Source organism: Janthinobacterium sp. CG3 (assembly GCF_000344615.1).
Classification (GTDB): domain Bacteria; phylum Pseudomonadota; class Gammaproteobacteria; order Burkholderiales; family Burkholderiaceae_D; genus Janthinobacterium.
In genome coordinates, this window is the sequence record NZ_KB467824.1 from 3,186,797 (window position 1) to 3,208,272 (window position 21,476).

The 21,476-nt window shown below is 66.7% G+C and carries 17 protein-coding genes and 1 tRNA gene; 12 read left to right on the plus strand and 6 right to left on the minus strand.

The window, feature by feature from the left end; all coding sequences use genetic code 11:
* Nucleotides 1-126: 126 nt before the first annotated feature.
* Both JANGC3_RS0113925 and JANGC3_RS0113930 read right to left on the minus strand, forming a co-directional pair.
* Nucleotides 127-2,547: a catalase gene (locus JANGC3_RS0113925; RefSeq protein WP_017877102.1), complete on the minus strand. Its 2,421-nt coding sequence runs from the start codon at nucleotides 2,545-2,547 to the stop codon at nucleotides 127-129.
* A 160-nt stretch (nucleotides 2,548-2,707) separates the two neighbouring features.
* On the minus strand, nucleotides 2,708-3,091 hold the full coding sequence (locus tag JANGC3_RS0113930) for a hypothetical protein (protein ID WP_017877103.1): 384 nt from the start codon (nucleotides 3,089-3,091) through the stop codon (nucleotides 2,708-2,710).
* 556 nt (nucleotides 3,092-3,647) lie between these two features.
* Here JANGC3_RS0113930 and JANGC3_RS0113935 point away from each other — a divergent pair.
* The 9 genes from JANGC3_RS0113935 to JANGC3_RS29335 all read left to right on the plus strand — a co-directional run bounded on the left by JANGC3_RS0113935 (nucleotide 3,648) and on the right by JANGC3_RS29335 (nucleotide 14,794).
* Nucleotides 3,648-4,772: a branched-chain amino acid ABC transporter substrate-binding protein gene (locus JANGC3_RS0113935; protein ID WP_017877104.1), complete on the plus strand. Its 1,125-nt coding sequence runs from the start codon at nucleotides 3,648-3,650 to the stop codon at nucleotides 4,770-4,772.
* Between the two features lie 66 nt (nucleotides 4,773-4,838).
* Nucleotides 4,839-5,633 carry a DUF72 domain-containing protein gene (locus JANGC3_RS0113940; protein WP_017877105.1) on the plus strand — a complete coding sequence of 265 codons (795 nt, stop codon included), beginning with the start codon at nucleotides 4,839-4,841 and terminating at the stop codon, nucleotides 5,631-5,633.
* A gap of 162 nt (nucleotides 5,634-5,795) precedes the next feature.
* On the plus strand, nucleotides 5,796-6,290 hold the full coding sequence (locus JANGC3_RS0113945) for a (2Fe-2S)-binding protein (RefSeq protein WP_017877106.1): 495 nt from the start codon (nucleotides 5,796-5,798) through the stop codon (nucleotides 6,288-6,290).
* On the plus strand, nucleotides 6,283-7,278 hold the full coding sequence (locus JANGC3_RS0113950; RefSeq protein WP_017877107.1) for an FAD binding domain-containing protein: 996 nt from the start codon (nucleotides 6,283-6,285) through the stop codon (nucleotides 7,276-7,278). The genes JANGC3_RS0113945 and JANGC3_RS0113950 overlap by 8 nt, the downstream gene beginning before the upstream one ends.
* Nucleotides 7,275-9,551: a xanthine dehydrogenase family protein molybdopterin-binding subunit gene (locus JANGC3_RS0113955; protein WP_081611860.1), complete on the plus strand. Its 2,277-nt coding sequence runs from the start codon at nucleotides 7,275-7,277 to the stop codon at nucleotides 9,549-9,551. The genes JANGC3_RS0113950 and JANGC3_RS0113955 overlap by 4 nt, the downstream gene beginning before the upstream one ends.
* Nucleotides 9,552-9,687: 136 nt before the next feature.
* Nucleotides 9,688-10,752, plus strand: coding sequence for a cobalamin-independent methionine synthase II family protein (locus JANGC3_RS0113960; RefSeq protein WP_017877109.1), 1,065 nt, complete (start codon nucleotides 9,688-9,690; stop codon nucleotides 10,750-10,752).
* The gene (locus JANGC3_RS0113965; protein ID WP_017877110.1) at nucleotides 10,749-12,989 is read left to right on the plus strand and encodes a hybrid sensor histidine kinase/response regulator; all 2,241 of its coding nucleotides are present in this window, start codon (nucleotides 10,749-10,751) and stop codon (nucleotides 12,987-12,989) included. The genes JANGC3_RS0113960 and JANGC3_RS0113965 overlap by 4 nt, the downstream gene beginning before the upstream one ends.
* A gap of 103 nt (nucleotides 12,990-13,092) precedes the next feature.
* On the plus strand, nucleotides 13,093-14,289 hold the full coding sequence (locus tag JANGC3_RS0113970; RefSeq protein WP_232429705.1) for a sensor histidine kinase: 1,197 nt from the start codon (nucleotides 13,093-13,095) through the stop codon (nucleotides 14,287-14,289).
* 115 nt (nucleotides 14,290-14,404) lie between these two features.
* A complete protein-coding gene (locus tag JANGC3_RS29335; protein WP_051068306.1) occupies nucleotides 14,405-14,794 on the plus strand; it encodes a four-helix bundle copper-binding protein in 390 nt (129 codons plus the stop codon).
* A 5-nt stretch (nucleotides 14,795-14,799) separates the two neighbouring features.
* Here JANGC3_RS29335 and JANGC3_RS0113980 read toward each other — a convergent pair whose 3' ends face one another.
* The 3 genes from JANGC3_RS0113980 to JANGC3_RS29340 form a co-directional block, all read right to left on the minus strand.
* Complete coding sequence (locus tag JANGC3_RS0113980) at nucleotides 14,800-15,375, minus strand: LysE family translocator (RefSeq protein WP_081612008.1); 576 nt, start codon at nucleotides 15,373-15,375, stop codon at nucleotides 14,800-14,802.
* 219 nt (nucleotides 15,376-15,594) lie between these two features.
* Nucleotides 15,595-16,740, minus strand: coding sequence for an OmpA family protein (locus JANGC3_RS0113985; protein ID WP_017877114.1), 1,146 nt, complete (start codon nucleotides 16,738-16,740; stop codon nucleotides 15,595-15,597).
* Between the two features lie 114 nt (nucleotides 16,741-16,854).
* Nucleotides 16,855-18,921, minus strand: coding sequence for an ice-binding family protein (locus JANGC3_RS29340; protein WP_198292025.1), 2,067 nt, complete (start codon nucleotides 18,919-18,921; stop codon nucleotides 16,855-16,857).
* Nucleotides 18,922-19,349: 428 nt separating this feature from the next.
* Between JANGC3_RS29340 and JANGC3_RS0114000 the strand changes: the two genes are divergently transcribed.
* The 3 genes from JANGC3_RS0114000 (at nucleotide 19,350) to JANGC3_RS32725 (ending at nucleotide 20,408) form a co-directional block, all read left to right on the plus strand.
* Nucleotides 19,350-19,676 carry a type II toxin-antitoxin system RelE/ParE family toxin gene (locus JANGC3_RS0114000; protein ID WP_017877115.1) on the plus strand — a complete coding sequence of 109 codons (327 nt, stop codon included), beginning with the start codon at nucleotides 19,350-19,352 and terminating at the stop codon, nucleotides 19,674-19,676.
* A complete protein-coding gene (locus JANGC3_RS31615) occupies nucleotides 19,673-19,987 on the plus strand; it encodes an addiction module antidote protein (protein WP_081611862.1) in 315 nt (104 codons plus the stop codon). Before JANGC3_RS0114000 ends, JANGC3_RS31615 begins: the two co-directional genes overlap by 4 nt.
* A 115-nt stretch (nucleotides 19,988-20,102) precedes the next feature.
* The gene (locus tag JANGC3_RS32725; protein ID WP_157406635.1) at nucleotides 20,103-20,408 is read left to right on the plus strand and encodes a hypothetical protein; all 306 of its coding nucleotides are present in this window, start codon (nucleotides 20,103-20,105) and stop codon (nucleotides 20,406-20,408) included.
* Nucleotides 20,409-21,330: 922 nt separating this feature from the next.
* Here the strand turns inward: JANGC3_RS32725 and JANGC3_RS0114005 are convergent.
* Nucleotides 21,331-21,406, minus strand: a tRNA-Thr gene (locus tag JANGC3_RS0114005).
* Nucleotides 21,407-21,476 lie beyond the last annotated feature (70 nt).

Below are 21,476 nucleotides of genomic sequence, written 5' to 3' on the forward strand. Positions count from 1 at the left end.
GCCGAGGGCCGGCAACGCAGCAAATCAAGCAAAGGCAAAGAGCCGGGGTCAGACCTTCAGGTCCGACCCCGGGGCGACGCCGTGGGTTTTAACAACCTCAACGACGAAGTTCGCCCAGCGTTCGGCTCAGACCCGCGGCGGGTCGGTCTCGCGCGCGAAGCTGCGGTGCGCCGCCAGCGCCGCCTTGAACTTGAGCAGCGCCGCCGCCGCGTCGGCCGGATCGGCGACGATCAGCGCCGGGTCGGGGCTGCCGTCGGGCAGCGTGGTCGGCACGCCGGCCTTGGCCAGCAGCGCCGCGCCGGCGCCCAGCACCAGCAGCGGCTTGCAGTGGCGGTATTGCAGGCGCAGGAAGTCGAGCGCGTGGGCGTCCCGGCCGAGTTGCTGCGCGGCCGCCTCGGCGCCGGGGAGCAGCACGGCGTCGTACAGCACCGACGGCCCCGCCTCCAGCGAGATTTCGACGTCCAGCGGCGCGCCCTTGGCCACCGCCAGCTCGCCCATGTGGCTGGCCACCAGGCGCGGCACCGCGCGTTCCTTGAGCAGGTCGGCGTACAGCTTGCGCACGGCGTCGCCGTCCTCGCCCGGGCCGACCAGTATCGCCACGCGCCGCGTCGCGACGCCGCTCTGGCCGGGCCGGTGCAGCAGCGACAGCGGCGGCGACGGCTGGTAGGGCGGCGGCGGCACGTCGCTGGCCAGCGGCAGCGGCGCCGGCAGCGCCAGCCCCAGGCCCTGCGCGACGGCGCCGGCCAGCGTCGCGTCGACGTTGGCCAGCAGCGCCAGCACGCGCAGGCGCACCGCCGGCGTTTGCACCCGCGTCAGCTCGAAGCGGTAGGCGTTGATGATGTGCTGCCGCTCCGCCGCGCTCTGGCTGGTCCAGAACAGGCGCGCCTGGCCGTAGTGTTCGCCGAACAGCTCCGGCTTGCCGCGCACCTTGTCCTCCGCCAGCGGCTGCGGGAAGCTGGTGAAGCCGTTCGCCATGCCGGCCTGGAACGGGCAGCCGCCGCCCAGCGAATTCGGCTCGTAGTTGACGCGGCCGCGGTTGATCGACTGCCGGTGCATGCCGTCGCGCTGGTTGTTGTGGACCTGCGCCAGCGGCGCGTTGATCGGGATTTCGTGGAAGTTCGGCCCGCCCAGCCGGCTGATCTGGGTGTCGACATAGGAGTGGATACGCCCCTGCAGCAGCGGGTCGTGCGTGAAGTCGATGCCGGGCACGATGTGGGCGGTGCAAAACGCCACCTGCTCGGTCTCGGCGAAGAAATTGTCGGGGTTGCGGTCGAGCACCAGCTTGCCCACGATGCGCAGCGGCACCAGTTCCTCCGGCACGATCTTGGTGGCGTCGAGGACGTCGAAGCCGAACTGCTCGGCCTGCTCCTCGGTGAAGATTTGCAGCCCCAGTTCCCATTCGGGGAAGTTGCCGGCCTCGATGGCTTCCCACAGGTCGCGCCGGTGGTAGTCGGGGTCGGCGCCGATGATCTGGGCGGCCTCGTCCCAAACCAGCGAGTGGGTGCCGCCCAGCGGGTTCCAGTGGAACTTGCAAAACACCGACGCGCCCTCCCTGTTCACCAGGCGGAAGGTGTGCACGCCGAAGCCCTGCATGGTGCGGTAGCTGCGCGGAATGGCGCGGTCGGACATCAGCCACATCAGCATGTGCGCCGATTCCGGCATCAGCGAGACGAAGTCCCAAAAGGTGTCGTGCGCGCTGGACGCCTGCGGCATCGCGTGGTGCGGTTCCGGCTTGACCGAGTGGACCAGGTCGGGGAATTTCATCGCGTCCTGGATGAAGAACACCGGCATGTTGTTGCCGACCAGGTCCCAGTTGCCCTCGTCGGTGTAGAACTTGACGGCGAAGCCGCGCACGTCGCGCACCGTGTCGGCCGAGCCGCGCTCGCCGGCCACGGTGGAAAAGCGCACGAACACCGGCGTGCGCTTGCCGGCGTGGGCGAACGGCGCGGCGCGGGTCAGCTCGCCCAGGTCCTGGTAGGATTCGAAATAGCCGTGCGCGGCCGAGCCGCGCGCGTGCACCACGCGCTCGGGGATGCGCTCGTGGTCGAAATGGGTGATTTTTTCGCGCAGGATGAAGTCTTCCATCAGCGTCGGCCCGCGCAGGCCGAGCTTGAGCGAACTCTGGTTGTCGGCCACCGGCACGCCCTGGTTGGTGGTCAGCGGCTGCGCCGACGAGTCGACACGGACCCGGTCGAGCGGGCCGTTGTTGCGGTTCTCGCCGTGCGGCGGCACGCCGTCGCCGACCTTCGCCGAGGCCACCGTTTCGGTGGCGCTGCTGGCGGTGGCGACCGGCGCCGACGGCGCCACCGTGGCGCCCGGCTCCGGCGTGCGCGCGTCGTCGCCGTATTCATCCGGCTTGTTCGCGTTAAACGCGGTGCCGGCGGCCAAGTCCTGGCCCGCCACGACTTTTTCCAGTAGCGTGTCGGCGCGCTCGTCGTGCCGACCCAGGCTTTGCGGCGGCGCCGCGTCGGACGGACCGGACACGGTACTTAACACGGAGCCGGCGCCGTCGACCGATTGCCCTGGTTTCTTACTATTTGTGACCATACAAGTAGCCTCTTAAAGATACTGCCCGGACCGGCATGGCCGGCGCCGGGCAGAGGGATTGACACGCATGCTGTTCTCGTTGTTTCTCATGTCCGGCCGGCGCCGCCGCGCCGTCGGGCCGGATCGCCGCATGGCGTAACGCCGGCATTCCCGCCCGCGGCTACTTGCGCGAGCCGATCAGTTTGGACAGGCCATAGCCGGCCGCCAGCGCCACCAGCAGCGACACCGCCGGGCTGCCGCGCACATAGCCGCGCCCGGTTTCGGCGATACGCTGGTAGGCCTCGCCGGCCTGCTTGCCGCGCTCGGCCAGCGAGGCCGAGGCCGCGCCGACCTGCTCGCCGACCTGGCTCATCTTGTCGCCGATCTGGCCGACCTTGGCGCTGACCTGGTCGACGCCGTTGTGGGCGCTGCTGGCCAGGCGGTCGGCGAACGGCTGCGCCTTCTCGGCCGCCTTGTCGATCGCGCCGTGCAGATCGGCGCGGCTGTCCTTGCCAATGGCGCTCAGGGCGTCGCGGTCAAATCCGGTTTTTTCGTTCGTGTTCATGTTGATTTCCTTTGATAAAGAAGAGTCCATTCATGACAACGGTTCGTAACCGGTCTCACGATTTTTCTCTGTTTGCCTGCGAAAGAAAATAGAAAGAAGGACCCGCACTGCGGCATATCAAGCCACGCTGACGGCGTTTGTCCGCCATCAAGGACGACGGCTTCTTCCGTTCATCAATATCGGCTAAGCAATATTGAGGCTCAACAATACCGCCGCCGCGATGGCGCCACCGTGCGCTGTCTAACAAACAAGGGCATGCACGAAAAGATCCCCCGTCGAAGGCGCGCGCCAGTGTCCGCGCCGCCGTGGGACTTGCCGGAATAGCAAATCGGTCGGCAGGCCGCCTGCACCGCTTTGTACCAAACGGAATAAAATTCGCAAAAATACGACGTTTCACGTAAAAACCGTGGAAAACAATGCGCAACCGGCCTCAAATAACACAATAATACGCCCGGATATTGAGCATAATTCAGTTCCGTGCATTATCTTTTACGGCGCCGGGCCTGCCATCGATACCCTCACCGGCTGGCCTGCACTTTTACTATCTGGAGAGCAAATGAACATCAAACACATTGTGGGCGCAGCCGCCCTGTTGAGCGTAGCCGCCGGCGCCGTCGCGCAAGAAACCGTCGTCAAAATCGGCCACAGCGGCCCGTTGTCGGGTTCGCAAGCGTTTTCCGGTAAGGACAATGAAAACGGCGTCCGCCTGGCGATCGAGGAACTCAACGCCAAGCCGATCACCGTGGCCGGCAAGAAAATCAAATTCGAACTGATATCGGAAGACGACCAGGGCGATCCGAAGGCCGGCGTAGCGGCGGCGCAGAAGCTGATCGACAGCGGCGTCAAATACGTGGTCGGCCCGTACAACTCGGGCGTCACGGTGCCGGCCTCGCGCGCCTACAACGACGCCGGCGTGATCATCGCCACCGTCGCCTCGAACCCGAAAATCACCCAGCAAGGTTACAAGAACCTGTTCCGCGTAAACGCCAGCGACACCCAGCTGGGTTCGAAAATGGCCCTGTACGCGGCCAAGGAAATGAAGCTCAAGACCGTCGCCGTGATCGACGACCGCACCGCCTTCGGCCAAGGCGTGGCCGAAGAGTTCAAGAAGCAGGCCAAGCTGTCCGGCCTGACGGTCGCCGGCCACGAATTCACCACCGACAAGTCGTTCGACTTCACCTCGATCCTGACCAAGCTGAAGGCCAAGAACGTCGAAGCGATCTTCTTCGGCGGCTACGCGCCACAGGGCGCGCCGATGGCACGCCAGATGAAACAGCTGGGCATCAACGCCAAGCTGCTGGGCGGCGACACCATCTGCACCGCCGAGATGGGCAACCTGGGCGGCGACGCCGTCGGCGAAAACGTGCTGTGCTCGCAAGGCGGCGCCATCCTCGACAAGGCCGCCAACGGCCCGGCCTTCAAGGCGCGCTTCCAGAAGCGTTTCAACCAGAACGCCGACGTCTACGCCGCCTCGTTCTACGACGCCACCATGCTGTACGCGCAAGCGATGCAAAAAGCCAATTCGATCGATCCGGTCAAAGTCGGCCCGACCATCGCCGCCATCTCGTACAAGGGCGTGGCGGGCAACTACGCGTTCGACGCCCACGGCGACATGAAGCAATCGCCGGTGACGATCTTCACGTTCAAAGGCGGCCAGCTGTCGCCGCTGACCAGCTATTGATGCACTGCGGCGCGGCACGGCCTTGCGCCGCGCCGCGCCGGCGAGAAATCGTGTATACCTCGCCTCATGGATCAGCCCAACGAACATGACGGCGCGGCACACCGCGGCACCCCGGCGCGGCCAGGCAGCGACCTGGTCGGCACCGCCGGCTGGAGCATCGCGCGCGACGCCGCGCCGCTCTTCCCCGCCCACGGCAGCCAGCTCGAACGCTACGCGGCCGTCTTCGGCGCCGTCGAAATCAACTCCTCCTTCTACCGTCCGCACCAGCCCAAAACCTATGCGCGCTGGCGCGACAGCGTGCCGCCGGCGTTTCGCTTTTCGGTCAAGCTGCCGCGCGCCATCACGCATGAACGGCGGCTGAGCGACATTGCCGCGCCGCTGGCGCAATTCGCCGGCCAGGTCGGCGAATTGCAAGACAAGCTCGGCTGCGTGCTGGTGCAATTGCCGCCCAGCCTGGCGTTCCACCCGGCCGGCGCCGCCGACTTCATGGCGCGCCTGCGCGACAGCTTCGACTGCATGATCGCCTGCGAAGCGCGGCATGCGAGCTGGTTCGCCGACGCCGCCGGCGCGCTGCTGCGGCGCCACGCGGTGACCCGCGTCGCCGCCGACCCGCCCAAGGGCCAGCCGGGTGCGCACGCGCCCACCACCGCCGCCTCCTACACCCGCCTGCACGGCAATCCGCGGGTGTACTACTCGTCCTACCCGGACGACTTCCTGCGGCGACTGGCCGAGCAACTGGCCGCCGGCGCCCGCGCCGGCGACGCGGCCTGGGTCGTCTTCGACAACACCGCCGCCGGCGCCGCGCTGCCGAACGCGCTGGCGGTCCGCGCCAACGTTGCCGGCTTGCGCCCCGCGGAATAAGCCGGCCTTCGGAAATCCTTTCGGCGCGCGCGTCGTCAGGCGTAGGTGTGACAGCGTACATACAGCAGCGGCCTCGTCCTTTAATGTGGCAGCTTGGCCATTCCAGACACGCTTTACCACCACGACGGGCCGTTGAGCACATCGACAACAAGGACAAACGCCATGACAAATAACGATATCGGCATGAGCATGCGCGTCAACGGCGCGCCGACCGCGCTGTCGCTGCGCCCCGCCTGCACCCTGCTCGACGTCTTGCGCGAGAAGCTGCAATTGACCGGCACCAAGAAGGGCTGCGACCACGGCCAGTGCGGCGCCTGCACCGTGCTGGTCAACGGCAAGCGCATCAATTCCTGCCTGACCCTGGCGCTGATGCACGACGGCGCCGACGTCACCACCATCGAGGGCCTGGCCCGCGGCGAGCAATTGCACCCGCTGCAACAAGCCTTCCTCGACCACGACGCCTTCCAATGCGGCTACTGCACGCCGGGGCAAATCTGCTCGGCGCAGGGTTTGCTCATCGAGAACCAGGCGCGCACGGCCGACGAGGTGCGCGAACTGATGAGCGGCAATCTGTGCCGCTGCGGCGCCTACCCGAACATCGTCGCGGCGATCATGCAGGTGCTGCAATCGGGCGCGCGGGGCGAACGCGATGCATGACTTCGACTGGGAGGTGGCGCGCGACCTGCCCGACGCCGTGCGCCGCCTGGCCGCGCGCGGCGACGCCGCGCTGATCGCCGGCGGCACCAACATGCTCGACCTGATGAAGGAAAACGTCAGCCGGCCCGGCCAGCTGATCCACATCGGCCGGCTGCCGCTGGCCGGCATCGACGCCACGCCCGACGGCGGCCTGCGCATCGGCGCGCTGGCCAGCAACGCCGACACCGCCAGCCACCCGCGCGTGCGCGCCGACTACCCGCTGCTGGCCAGCGCCATCCTGGCCGGCGCCTCGGCGCAGTTGCGCAACATGGCCAGCGCTGGCGGCAACCTGATGCAGCGCACCCGCTGCTACTATTTCTACGACGTCGGCACGCCCTGCAACAAGCGCGAACCCGGCTCCGGCTGCCCGGCCATCGGCGGCATGAACCGCATCCACGCCATCCTCGGCGCCAGCGCGCACTGCGTCGCGGTGCACCCGTCCGACATGTGCGTGGCCCTGGCCGCGCTCGACGCCACGGTCGAGGTGCTCGGGCCGAACGGGCCGCGGGCGATACCGTTCGGGCAGTTCCACCGCCTGCCCGGCGACACGCCGGAACGCGACACCAATCTGGCGCGCGATGAAATCATCACCGCGCTGCTGCTGCCGCCGGCCGGCGCGGCGCGGCGCAGCGCCTACGTCAAGGTGCGCGAGCGCAGCTCGTACGCGTTCGCGCTGGTGTCGGCCGGCGTCGCGCTGGAACTCAAGGACGGCGTGCTGGGCGAGGTGCGCATCGCGCTCGGCGGCGTGGCGCACAAACCGTGGCGCGACGCCGCCGCCGAACAGCTGTTGCGGGGCCGCAGCCCCGACCGGGAAGCCTTCCGCGACGCCGCGCAAAGGCTGCTGCGCGGCGCCGCCGGCCTGTCCGACAACACGTATAAGATCGAGATGGCGGCGCGCGCCGTGGTGCGCGCGCTGGAGCAGGCCACGGCCGCGAAGGAGGCGCCATGAACCACGCTGTGAACAACGCCGCGAACCACGCCGGCGGCGCCGGCGACAGCGCCGCCGCCAGCCAGCTGGGACGGCCGCTGAGCCGCACCGACGGCCGCGGCAAAGTCACCGGCGCGGCGCGCTACGTGGCCGAAATCGCCGTGCCCGGCGTGGCCTACGGCTACATCGTCTCGAGCAGCATCGCGCGCGGGCGCGTCAGCGCCATCGCCACCGAGCAGGCGCTGGCGGTACCCGGCGTGGCGCACGTCCTGACCCACCTGAACCGGCCGACGCCGGCCTGGTTCGACCGCAACTACCGCGACGACGACGCGCCGCCGGGCTCGCCGTTCCGCCCGCTCTACGACGACATCGTGCGCTACAGCGGCCAGCCGGTGGCGCTGGTGCTGGCCGACTCCTTCGAGGCGGCGCGCCAGGGCGCGGCGCTGGTGCGGGTCGACTACCAGCGCTGGCGCCACGGCACCAACCTGGAACACCAGCGCGGCAGCGCCTACGCGCCGGGCAAGACCAAGGCCGGCTTCGCGCTGCCGGCGCCGCGCGGCGACTTCGACGCCGCCTTCGGCGCCGCCGCCGTGCAGGTCGAGGCCGAGTACCGCCACGCGGCCCAGCACCACAACCCGATGGAAATGCACGCCTCGACCGTCATCGTCGAAGCCGACGGCGGCCTGACCATCTACGACAAGACCCAGGGCCCGCTGAACAGCCAGAACTACGTCTGCAAGGTGTTCGGCCTGGCGCCCGAGCGGGTGCGCGTGAAGTCGGCCTTCGTCGGCGGCGCCTTCGGCTCCGGGCTGCGGCCGCAGCACCAATTGTTCCTGGCGGTGATGGCGGCGCTGGCGCTGCAACGCCCGGTCAAGCTGGCGTTGACGCGCCAGCAGATGTTTTCCTTCGGCCACCGCCCGGAAACCGTGCAGCGGCTGGCGCTGGGCGCGGCCGCCGACGGCACCCTGCTGGCGCTGCGCCACGAAGCCATCGCGGAAACCTCGCGCTGCGAGGACTACACCGAAAACGTGGTCGACGTGGCCGGCCAGATGTACCGCTGCGCCAACGTGGCCTACGCCCACCGCCTGGTGGCGCTGGACGTCCACACGCCGCTCGACATGCGCGCCCCGGGCGGCGTCAGCGGCTGCTTCGCGCTGGAATGCGCGATCGACGAGCTGGCCCACGCGCTGGACATGGACCCGCTCGAGCTGCGCCTGAAGAACTACACGGAACGCGACCAGAACCGCGACCAGCCCTTCTCCAGCAAGGAATTGCGCGCCTGCTTCGCCCAGGGCGCCGCGCATTTCGGCTGGAACCGGCGGCCGCGGGCGCCGCGCACGCTGCAGGCCAGCCAGCAGCTGGTCGGCTGGGGCATGGCGGCCGGCATCTGGGGCGCGCACCAACTGCCGGCGCAGGCGCGCGCGGTGCTGGGCGCCGACGGCAAGCTGAGCGTTTCCAGCGCCAGCGCCGACATCGGCACCGGCACCGTCACCGTGATGACGCAAATCGCCGCCGCCACGCTGGGCCTGGCGGCGGCCGACGTGACGTTCGCGCTGGGCGACTCGGCCTTGCCGAAGGCGCCGCTGCAGGGCGGCTCGTTTACCGTCGCCTCGGTCGGCACGGCGGTGCAGGCGGCCTGCCTGAAGCTGGCTAGGAAACTGCTGCGCCTGGCCAGGCAGGTGCCGCGCTCGCCGCTGTCGGGCGCGCTGCTGGAGGACGTCGAATTCGCCGGCGGCGCGATCTACCTGAAGGCCGACGCCGGGCGCGCCGTGACGCTGGTCGAGGCGATGCGCCACGCCGGCCTGGCCAGCCTGGAGGACAGCGCCAAGACGCTGCCGTCGCCGAAGCACCTGCGCTACAACCGCAGCACCCATTCGGCGGTGTTCGTCGAGGTGACGGTGGACCGCGACCTGGGCACGGTGCGGGTGACGCGGGTGGTCAGCGCGGTCGCCGGCGGGCGCATCTTGAACCCGAAAACGGCGCGCAGCCAGATCCTCGGCGGCGTCGTCTGGGGCATCGGCATGGCCTTGATGGAGCACAGCGCAACCGACCACGTGCTGGGGCGCTACATGAACCACAGCCTGGCCGAATACCACATTCCGGTGCACGCCGACATCCACGACATCGAAGTCATTTTTGTCGAGGAAAAGGACGACATCGTCAACCCGCTGGGGGCCAAGGGCCTGGGCGAAATCGGCATCGTCGGGGTCGCCGCGGCGGTGGCCAACGCCATCTTCCACGCCACCGGCACGCGCGTGCGCGCGCTGCCGATCACGCCCGACAAGCTGCTGTGACGGCGGCGTCACGCTTGAACGCGTTGTTAACCTAAACAAGCACAAGTATGTACAATCAAACAAGCGGCCGTTGCGCCGCGCCACGCCCGGCGCGCTCGACTTTCCATATCGAACCTCGTATTTCCGGAAAAATATCTTGCTGATTCCAACAGAGCCAATTGGCAGTATCCCCCGCCCCATCGAACTGATCGACGCGGTCCAGCGGGGCGGCGCCGGCGCCGACCTGGAGCGGCTGTACGACGCCGCCATCCGCGACACCGTGGCGCTGTTCGAGGCGACCGGTTCGCCCGTCATCACCGACGGCGAGCAGCGCAAGTACCATAATTTCTGGACCTACTGCGTGCACGGCCTGCCCAACACCGACGCCGAGGGCTTTAAAATCCCCTTCTCGGCCGGCCACACGCGGCGCATGCCGCGCCTGACGCGCGGGCCGTTCCGCTACCAGCGCTACGCCGACAGCTATCTGGAAGTGGCCATGCGCCACGCCCGCGTGCCGGTCAAGCAGGCGGTCATTTCGCCGTCGGCGCTGAGCCTGATGTATCCGGCCGAGGGCATCCCCGGCTACTCGCGCGACGCCTTCATCGCCGACCTGCTGGGCGAACATGAAAAGGAAGTGCGCAACTGCCTGGCCAAGGGCGCCTACAAGGTGCAGATCGACTTCACCGAGGCGCGCCTGGCGGTCAAGCTCGACCCCAGCGGCGACTTGCTGAACAGCTTCATCGACTTGAACAACCTGGCGCTGGCGCGCTTTTCGGAGCAGGAGCGCCAGCGCATCGGCGTACACACCTGCCCCGGCAGCGACCGCGACTCGACCCACAGCGCCGACGTCGACTACGCGGATCTGCTGCCGAGCCTGTTTGAACTGCGCGTCGGCAGTTTCTACATCGCCCTGGCCGGCGAGCCGGACCGCGTACGCGTGCTCAAGATCATCCGCCGCTACCTGAAGCCGAACCAGCGCGTCTTCGTCGGCGTGGTCGCGCCGATCGACCCGCGCATCGAAACGCCGGAAGAGGTGTGCGAGCGGGTGCTCGAGGCGGCCCGCTACCTCCCCCTGGCCCAGCTCGGCACCACCGACGATTGCGGCTTCTCGCCGTTTTGCGACGACACCACCACCAGCCGCGAGACCGCCTTCGCCAAGATCCGCGCGCGCGTGCTGGGCACGGCGATGGCCGCGGCGGTACTCGGCGCCGCCGCGCCATGAAACAGGAGGACGAGGACGCCCTGTTGCGCTCGGTCGCCCTGCAAAACGCGCAAAGCATTTTCCTGGCGCGCCAGCGCGCCGAAGCGGCCTTGCTGAAAGCCAAGGAAGATTTGGAAATGCGCTCCGAGCAACTGGCGACGTCGCTGGCGACCACCGTGGCGACGCTGGAATCGACCACCGACGGCATCGCGGCGGTCGACGCGGCGCTGCGCATCACCGCCTTCAACCGGCGTTTCGTCGCCATGCTGGGCCTGGCGCCCGAGCTGATGCTGGCGGGCGACTACGCGCGCGTGATGGCGGCGGTCAGCGCGCAGTTCGCGGCGCCGCAGGCGTTCCTGGCGCGGGTGCGCGAGATCGACGCCTCGTCGCTGCCGGAAAGCTACGACCTGCTGGAACTGGCCGACGGCCGCGCCTTCGAGCGCTATTCCAAGGTGCAATACGTCAACGGCGCCGAACAGGGCCGCGTCTGGAGCTTTCGCGACATCACCGCGTGGCGCCGCACCGAGGCGGCCTTGCGCGACGAAACCTTGATCCTGGAACGGCTCAATGAAACCGGGGCGATGCTGGCGTCCAAGCTCAACGTCGAGGAATTGCTGCAGGCGGTCGTCGACGCCACCACCGAACTGAGCGGCGCGCAGTTCGGCGCCTTTTGCTACATTAGCCGCGACGAACGGGGCGAGGCGGGCACCCGGTGCAAACTGGCCGGGCCGGCGCCGAACCCGTTCGCCCGCTTCGGCCGCCCCGGCGCCGCCGGCCTGTTCCAGGCCACCCTGGACGGCCACGCGGCGATCCGCCACGACGACGTCGGCGCCGCCTGGCACGACGGCGCGCCGGCGCCGCTGCGCGCCTACCTGGCGGTGCCGGTGCTGTCGCGCCAGGGCGACGTGCTGGGCGGCCTGTGTTTCGGCCACGCGGCGGCGGCGGTGTTTACCGCCCGCACCGAGCGCCTGATCGTCGCCGTGGCGGCGCAGGCGGCGGTAGCCATCGACAACGCCAGGCTGTACGCGGCGGCGCAACAGTCGGCGCGCGAACGCGAACTGCTGCTCGCCTCCGAGCGGGCGGCGCGCTCCGAGGCGGAACGCCTGAGCGCGGTCAAGGACGAGTTCCTGACGACGCTGTCGCACGAATTGCGCACGCCGCTCGGGGCCATCCTCGGCTGGTCGCAGATCCTGCGCGCCGGGCCGAAAAGCCAGAGCGACCTGACGCGCGGCTTGGAAACCATTGAACGCAACGCCCGCCTGCAGGCGCGGCTGGTCGAGGATTTGCTCGACATGGGCCGCATCAGTTCCGGCAAGGTGCGCCTGGACGTGCAGCCGGTCGAGCTGCTCGGCGTCATCCACGCCGCCATCGACACGGTGCGCCCGGCGGCGCACGCCAAGGGCATCGGCCTGAAACTCTTGCTCGACCCGTCCGCCGGCGCCGTCTCGGGCGACCCGAACCGGCTGCAACAGGTGTTGTGGAACCTGCTCACCAACGCCATCAAGTTCACCCCCAAGAACGGCGAAGTGCAACTGCTGCTCGAACGCGTCAACTCGCACATTGAACTGAGCGTGGCCGACACCGGCGCCGGCATCGCGCCCGAATTCCTGGCCCACGTGTTCGACCGCTTCCGCCAGGCCGACGGCTCGACCACGCGCCACTATGGCGGCCTGGGCCTGGGCCTGTCGATCGTCAAGAGCCTGGTGGAGTTGCACGGCGGCACCGTGCAGGCGCGCAGCGCCGGCAGCGGACTGGGCGCGACGTTTACCGTGTGCCTGCCGGTCATGGCGCTGCGGCGCAGCCTCTACAGCGGCGGCCGGGTGCAGCCGGGCACGGAAATCTGCCCGGCGCCGCCGTTCGCGCCGGCCAACCTGAGCGGTATCAAGGTGCTGGTGGTCGACGACGAGCCGGACACCCGCGACCTGGTGCGGCGCCTGCTGGAGGAATGCCACGCCGAGGTCGTCACCGCCGCGTCGGCGGCCGATACGCTGGCGCTGCTGGAGCGCGAACGTCCCCACGTGCTCATCAGCGACATCGGCATGCCCGACGTCGACGGCTACGAGTTGCTGCGCCGCGTGCGGGCGCTGGGCGCCGAACGCGGCGGCAAGGTGCCGGCTATTGCGCTGACCGCGTTCGCCCGCTCGGAGGACCGCACCCGGGCCTTGCGCGCCGGCTACCTGGCGCACGTCGCCAAGCCGGTCGAGCCCGGCGAGTTGATCGCCACCGTGGCCAGCGTGGCCGACCGCGCCGGCCCGTGAAAGTCGCGCGCGAGGTGCGGTGCGGTGCGAAGCGGCGCCGAAACCGGGATAAAATGGGCGCTGCCTTATCGCCGCGCCGGCGTCCGCCGCAACCAGGAACAACATGACTTTGAACCAAGACATGAGCACCCCGCTTGCGGCCGACATCGCCGCCATCGCCGCCATCGGCGCCGTCCCGACGATCCTGCAACTGATGTCGCGCATCACCGGCCTGCGCTTCGCCTGCGTGGCCCGGGTCACCAGCGAATCGTGGACCGCCTGCGCCGTGCTCGACCAGATCGATTTCGGCATGAAGGCGGGCGACCAGCTGCAACTCGACACCACGCTGTGCAACGAGGTGCGCATCGGCGGCGGCGCCATCGCCATCGACCACGCCAGCGTCGACCCGCACTTTAGCGGACACATCACGCCGCGCCTGTACGGCTTTGAAAGCTATGTCTCGCTGCCGCTGTACCGCGCCAACGGCGACTACTTCGGCACGCTGTGCGCGCTCGACCCGAAGCCGGCCAAAGTGGCCGATCCGCACACGCTGGGCACCCTGACACTGCTGGCCGACTTGATATCCCAGCAACTGGAGGGCGAAAGCCGCTGGGGCGCCAGCGAGGCCGCCCTGCTCGACGCCCGCGCCACCGCCGAGCTGCGCGAACAATTCATCGCCGTGCTGGGCCACGACCTGCGCACGCCGCTGGGGTCGATCATCGGCGGCACCGACATCCTGCTGCGCAAGCCGCTCGACGAGCAGACCCGCTTCACCGTCGAGCGCATGCGCCGCAGCGGCTACCGCATTGCGGCGCTGGTCGACGACGTGCTCGACTTCGCCCGCGGCCGGATGGGCGGCGGCATTCCGCTGAACCTGAAGGCGACCGACGCGCTGGCGGCGGACTTCGAGCACGTCGTCGCCGAGTTGCGCGGCGCCTTCCCGCTGCGCGCCATCGACAGCCTGATCGACATCCAAGCCATCATCTTTTGCGACCGGGTCAGGCTGGCGCAACTGTTGTCGAACCTGCTCACCAACGCGCTGGTGCACGGCGCGCCGGAGCGCCCGGTCACGCTGACGGCGCTGGCCGCCGACGACGTGCTGCGCGTTGAAATCAGCAACGGCGGCGCGGCCATTGCGCCGGAGCTGATCGCCCGCCTGTTCCAGCCTTACTGGCGCGGCGCCGCCGAGAACGCGCCCGCCGGCCTTGGGCTGGGCCTGTATATCGCGGCCGAAATCGCCCGCTGCCACGGCGGCGCGCTGGCCGTCAGCTCCAACGACGCGCTGACCACCTTCCGCTTCACGCTGCCGTTGAAAACCTGAGGCCGGCGCGCCGGCCGGACTTTCCAACGCTCAAGGTGGCGCCGGCACGGCGCAATCGGGCGCAGCATAAGGGTTCGCCCCCCCCCCCCGGCCCACGCGACACCAGGAGAAGCCCATGAGCCAGCGAATGTTTGAATCGTGCATCGACGCCTGCCACCTGTGCGCCAACGCCTGCGACCACTGCGCGGTATCCTGCCTGGCGGAAGCGGACGTCGCCAGGATGGCGCGCTGCATCGCCGTCGACGTCGATTGCGCCCAGATCTGCCGGCTGGCGGCCGGCTTCATGGCGCGCGGCAGCGAATCGGCCGCCGCCGTTTGCCGGGCCTGCGTCGACGCCTGCAACGCCTGCGCCGACGAATGCGCAAGGCATGCCATGCAGCATTGCCAGGACTGCGCGCTGGCCTGCCGCCGCTGCGCCGACGCGTGCCGGCGCATGGCGGCGGCGGTGCCGCTGTCGCGGCAACGACACGGCGCCACCGTCCCGGCCGCGGCGCCTTCGCATTAGCGGCCTTACGCCATCAGAACCGAGTACGCCAGCGTAGCCGAAAACAGCAGCAAGACCAGCGACGCGCAGCGCAGCAATAACGCCGGTTTGACCGGCGCGTCGCCGCCGCCCTTCAAGCTCGCCCCCAAGCACAGCCAGCCCAGCGCCACCGGCACCAGCGTCAGCACAAAGCATGCGACGCAGACGAAAAAAACCCCGGCCGACGCAAACGCCGCCAGCGGGAAGATGCCGCTGGCAAACAGGATCGCCTTGGGATTGAGCAGCGTCACGCAGTACATCGACGCAAACGTCATGCGCTTGCCGTCGACGCCGCCCGCGGTTGGATGGCTGGGCCACATTTGCCAGCCCAAATAAGCGATGTAGACGGCGCACAGGAGTTTAATGGCGACCACCAGGGCGGGCGTGGAATGCGATAGCGCCAACAGGAAGAAGCCCCAGGCGGAGATCGCCGTCAGGTAGCCCAATGTTTCCGCGGCAATTAGGTTAATCGAGCGCGCGACGCCGAACTTGATGCCCGACGACAAAAGCAAGGTATTCGTTGGCCCGGGCACCAAGAGAATCAAAAAAAACCCGGCGATCATTTGCAGCAGTGCATTGGTCGAAAACATGAAATACCCTAACGAAACGCTGACCTTTTGAGGCGTATCGCCGCCTTATCGCAGCGCGCGGCGGCAAAAGCCCGATGGTACTACGGTCTGGACAGTTTCCCTGCCATCGACAGCCGCGCCACACGAGAAAAAACCCGCCAGCCTTGCGGCGAACGGGTCTGTCGATACCCCTGCGGCGCCAGGACGGCGCGCTTACTTGCCGCGCGTGCCGACCACCTCGACGGTGACGCGGCGGTTTTTCGCCCGGCCCTCGGCGCTCTTGTTGTCGGCGAGCGGCTGGGCTTCGCCCTTGCCCTCGGTGTAGACGCGCGACGTGTCGAGGCCCTTGCTCACCACGTAAGCCTTGACCGCCTCGGCGCGCCGTATCGACAGTTTTTGATTGTACTGCGGGCTGCCGACCGAGTCGGTGTGGCCGACCGTGATCATCACTTCCGTGTTCATGCCCTGCAGTTGCGCCAGCAAACCGTCCAGCGCGGCCTTGCCTTCCGGCTTGAGCACGGATTTGTCGAAATCAAACAAGGCTTCCGCCGCCAGGCTGACCTTTTCCGACACGACCACCGGGGCCGGTTGCGGCTGCGGCTGCACCGGCGTAGGCTCCACCGGCAGCGGCGCCGGCTCGGGCGCTGCCACGTACACCGGCGCGCTCGAGGCCGGACGGCCCAATTTATACACCAGGTTGAACGAGAGCAGATCGACGTCGCCGCGGTTGCCGACGGCGTCGTTGACGCGGTAGCGCTCAAGTTCGGCGCGCATCGCCAACGCTTCGCTGAATTTATACTCCAGGCCCACGCCCACCTTTGGATTGAGCTTGCGCTCGCTTGGATTCGGGTTGGTCACCGCGAACAGGCGGTTGCCGGTGAAATGGGCGCGCGCCTGCGCGTAATTCATGCCGACGCGGCCGTACACCGAAAAACGCTGCGACAGCGGAAACTGGCCCAACAAGTCCAGGTTCACGCCGCGGAAACTGACGTCGCCGTTGAGCCGGCTGGCCGGGACGGTGACGGCGTTGAAACCGAACTTGCCGAGATCGAAGTAACCCAATTCCACGGCGAAATTCTTGTTCAGTTGCTTGCCCAAATACAGCTTGATGGCGGTATCGTGTTCGCGCGAATCGAAACGCACGGCGGTCGAGCCGCCGGCCATCAGGCTGCGGCTCAGGCGCTCTTCGTCGATGTTCGCCTGCGAACGGCCGATGCCGGCGCCGATATACCAGGCCGCATTGGCCCAGTCGGGATTGACCCACTCGTCGGCCGCGTGGGCACATTGGCTGGCTAGCAGCGCGCCGGCGATGACGCCGAACGAGGTGACGGATTTGACTAGTTTCGTGTGTTGCTTCATGTCTTGCTCCAAGAAATAGGACGAAGCGCCGATGGCGTCGGCGTCGCTTCAACGATGCGGATGGCGGTGGCTTGGCCGGCGCGCAACAACGCGCCGGCCACGCGGACCGGGACCTTACGGGGCCGGTTTAACCACCGTGTTTTGCTGCAGCGTGGTGGCCGTTTGCGACAGCGTACGGCCGTTGAGCGAGGCGCCGGTCAGCATCGCGATATTGGTCTGGGCCAGGATGTTACCCTCGAAATGCGAGTTGGTGTCCAGTGTGACCGCGCCGGTAACTTGCCAGAAAATATTCTTGGCCTGCGCGCCGCCGCTCAAAACGACGCGCATGTTCGGGCTGATGTTCAGCTTGCCGTTGATCTGGAAAATCCACACGTCGTTCGGACCGCCGACCAGGGTCAGATTGGTCGGGATCGTAACGTTGCTGCCCCAGGTATAGGTGCCGGCCACCAGCGTTTGGTTGGCCACCGTGCCGGCGCCCAGGTTGAGGAAGGGACCGACACCGGCGGGCCGTCCGGCGGCGTCGGTATACGCCGTTTCCAGGTCGCTGACGGCGGCGGTCAACAGCACCGGGTCGGCCACGGCGCAGGCCGGGCCGGCGGCGTCGACCGCGTAAATGATGCCGTTCACTTCGGTGCAGGTAATGCCGATGAAGGCGCCGCTGATCGGGCTGGTGCCGACGTTGCCGGTAACACTAGACGTCGGCACGTTGGTGACGCCCGTTTTGCTCAAAATCGCGAAATTGCCGGCGCCGCCGAGGATCACGGCGGCCGGACCCAGCGCCGCTGTGACGGTCAGTGTTTGCGCGTCGTTCTTGCCCTTGTAGCTGGCGCTGATCAGCGCCGTGCCGCCGCTGCGGCCGGTGGCCACGCCGGTGGCGTTGTTGACGGTGGCGACGACCAGGTTGCCGGAGCTCCAGTTCGACGCGGCGGTGACGTCGCTGGTGGTGCCGTCGCTGTAGCTGGCCGTGGCCATGAATTGCCGGGTGGCGCCGACCGGGATGACGGCGTTGATCGGCGTGACCGCGATCGACGTCAGGGTGGCCGGACGCACGGTCAGGGTTTGGCTGGCGCTCTTGCCGCGGAACGTGGCCATGATAACGGAGGTGCCGCTGGCAACGCCGTGGGCCATGCCGTTTTGCAACACGGTCGCCACGTTGGTGTTGGCCGAAGACCAGGTCGAGCCGGCCGTGACGTTGCTGGTGCTGCCGTCGCTATACGTCGCCGTCGCCGTGAATTGTTGCACGCCGTCGATGGCAATGGAGGCGTTCGCGGGCGTTACCGCCAGCGACACCACGGTGGCGGCCGTCACCGTCAAGGTTTGGGTATCGCTCTTGCCGGCGAAGGTAGCCGTGATCGGCGCGGCGCCTTGGGCGACGCCGGTGGCCAGGCCTGATGCGCTGCCGACGGTGGCGACGTTGGTCGCGGCCGAGGTCCAGGTCGAATAGATGGTCACGTCGCTGGTGCTGGCGTCGCTATACGTGGCGGTGGCCGTGAATTGCTGGGTGGCGCCGGCGGCGATCGAGCCGTTCGTCGGCGTGACCGCGATGGCGCTGAGCGTCGCGCTCGTCACGGTCAGGTTGGTGCTGGCGCTCAAGGCGCCGGACTGGGCTTTGATGACCGTGGTGCCGGCCGTCACGCCGGTGGCGGCGCCGCCGGCGAGGATGCTGGCAAAGGCCGGCGTCGCGGACGTGAACGTCGAGGCCGCGGTGACGTCGCGCGTGGTGCCATCGGTAAAGGTACCCGTGGCTTGGAATTGCAGCCGGCCGTCGATCGCGATGCTGCGGTTGGGCGGGCTGATCGCCAGCGACAGCAAGGTTGCCGGGGTGACCGTCAAGGTTGCCGCGCCGCTCTTGCCGCCAAACGCGGCGCCGATACTCGCCGTGCCGCTGGCAACGCCGGTGGCCAGGCCGCTGCCGGCGTTGACGCCAGCGATGCCGGCGCTCGCCGTGGTCCAGGTCGACGACGCGGTCACGTCCTTGGACGCGCCATCGGCGTAGGTTGCCGTGGCGATAAATTGCTGGGTGGCGCCGATCGGCACGGAAGCCGTTGCCGGCGTGACCGTGACGCTGCTCAGTTCCGCGGCCGGCAAGCCCAGAATTGGGTCGCGCCCTTGGTCTCCGCCGCCGCAACCGGCCAGCATCGCTGTGAGGAGGAACCCCACAGAGCAGAGTAGTGTTTTCATGTGCAACTTCAGAGCGTTCATGGCGCATCCCTTTATGGTGTGATTTGACGCCCCTTGACGGCGGCGCGCGAGCGGTGGTCTTGGCAACACCCCCGCCACCGGCCGCGCAGTTCGGGCAAGTGGGCGGCGACGTTTTTCGACCGTACCTTTGTTATCCTCGCTATTTTCACCCCGCTATGTGCGCTAGCGCGCATACGCCAAAATATATTTGTTTTAAACAACATTGAGCATGCGCAGCCGCAACTGAGCGGCAGGCTGGCGAAGGCATAGCGGGCGTCCCTCGGCTGCTTGGCATGTGGCACGTCAAGATTGAAGCCTGCATGCTGGAGCAGGCCGGAATCGACATTGTGCCGGTTGCGCCGGGCTTGCGGGCGGTAAATTGAAACGCCTTGAATTTTCGAATTTGTAACGTATAATCCACAAAAAACATGTATCAAATATCGGACTACCTGACGACTGATGGGCATGACCCCTTCAAGGAATGGCTGGCAAGTCTTGCCGACCGCCAAGCCCGTGCACGGGTTCTTGTGCGGGTTCAACGTATGGGGGCAGGCAACTTTGGCGACTGCAAGCCCATTGCCGGGGGCATGTGGGAACTGCGCATCGACCACGGGCCGGGCTATCGGGTGTATTACGCCCGCGCTGGTGAAAAGCTGCTGTTGTTGCTGTTGGGTGGCGACAAGCGCAAGCAGCAGGCCGACATAGATACGGCATTGGCATATTGGGATGACTGGAACCGGAGAAACACATCATGAACAAAACATCTCGACCGCACGCCGACGCAGTGATAGAACTGCTGCGCGACGACCCCGTTTTTGCTGATGAATACCTTGCCGCCGCCTTGGACGAAGCCGACCTGCCGGGCGGACAAGCCGCGCTGCTGGCCGCATTGCGCCATGTAGCCGAGGCACAAGGAATGGCCGCTGTTGCGGAACGGGCAGGTATTCCGCGCGAAAGCCTTTACCGCGCGCTTTCGCCTACAGGCAATCCGACAATAAAGACCCTGCTGGCGGTGTTCAATGCGGTGGGTTTGAAATTGGCTGTGCATCGTGTAATTCCCGCCTGACGGACTCAAGCACAATTAAAAGCGCCAGCCTATCCCGACGGGGAGAAAAGCCGGAACCTTCACCGGCCTGACTGGTGCCCCGATTTATGAGGGATGACGCCTTGAAGGGGTGTGGATGACAGAGGCAAAAAAGCAGGCTCAGTTAAGCAAAGCGCTAGAGCCTATCAAACCGTTATTCGGTCGCGGGCGCATACGAATAGATTCGCCAGCTCAGCAGCAGCCCAATTGGGATAAGTGGCGACACATGCGAGATATTGAGCTTTGGGAAGCTGAAACCCCTAGCCTGAACTATGCGCCAAAAGAATTGCCGGTCTATTTTGGTGCATATGACCGGCTAGGCGACGACCCTTTTAGGATTTGTCCCTCACCTTTTTTGAATCGCCTGCACGTGGCAAACAGCTATTGCAATATGGCAATATAACCGGACACTGATAACGTTACGACGGGGAGGCTGGACCAATGCAAAAATAAGAATCGCCTGCATGATGATTGTGCTGTCTGGGTGCGCGTCGTCGTCTGGCGTACTTAAGTCGGCCCGAGATACCTTCACAGTGAACACGAGGGCATCACCTGGGGCTGGCGGCGGCCCCTCTGCAAAGAGGTCCGCATATTCTGATGCAAGCCAAGAGTGCGCTAAAACTGGCAAGACCGTGGACATTGTTGCCGAGAGTGCCTCAGCCACAAGTTGGACTGAGGGAATGCACTCTGTTGATTTGATTTTCAAGTGCGTGTAACTGGCGTAACGGTACACTTTTTCCAACTAAGGAAAAATGAAAACTATAATGATGATTGCGGCACTGTCAGCACTAGTTGGGTGTGCCAGCAATTCCGGCGTGGTCGCTATGGGCTCGGATACATACTTCGTGTCGCGCCAGGCTGCGACCGGCTTTTCCGGAATGGGAACGCTCTAGGCAGAGGCCATCGGCGAGGCTGGGCAGTTCTGCGGCGCGAAAGGGCAGTCTATGGAGATGGTCAGCGAGAACGACGCGCAGCCGCCATACATCCTTGGGAGCTTCCGCAAGACCGAAATCAAGTTTCGGTGCGCATCAGGCAAGTAGGCACGAGGACTTCAGATTGATAAAATATTAATAAATATCAAGTGGCGACGCCCCCCCCCCCGAAGCCCTACCATGTGGGGGGCTTTTTGTTGCCTGTGCTGGCGCTGGTGGAAAGGTTGGCCGGGGCGACCGCTGCGCGGTCCACTATTCGCAACACCTGCCCGTATTGAATCGCCGACCTTCGCGTAAATCCTATACCAGCCCTACTCGACACAAAAAAACAAGCCGAAAAACAAAAAGGCTACAAGCCGAAGCCTGTAACCTTTTGATTTCACTGCGAATATCTGGTGCCGTTGGCCGGAATCGAACTGGCGACCTTCACATTACGAATGTGCTGCTCTACCAACTGAGCTACAACGGCGAAGACGCGTATTCTAACAAACATTCCAGAAATTTCGCTAGTGCCAATGCGACTTTTTTGCCAAATAATT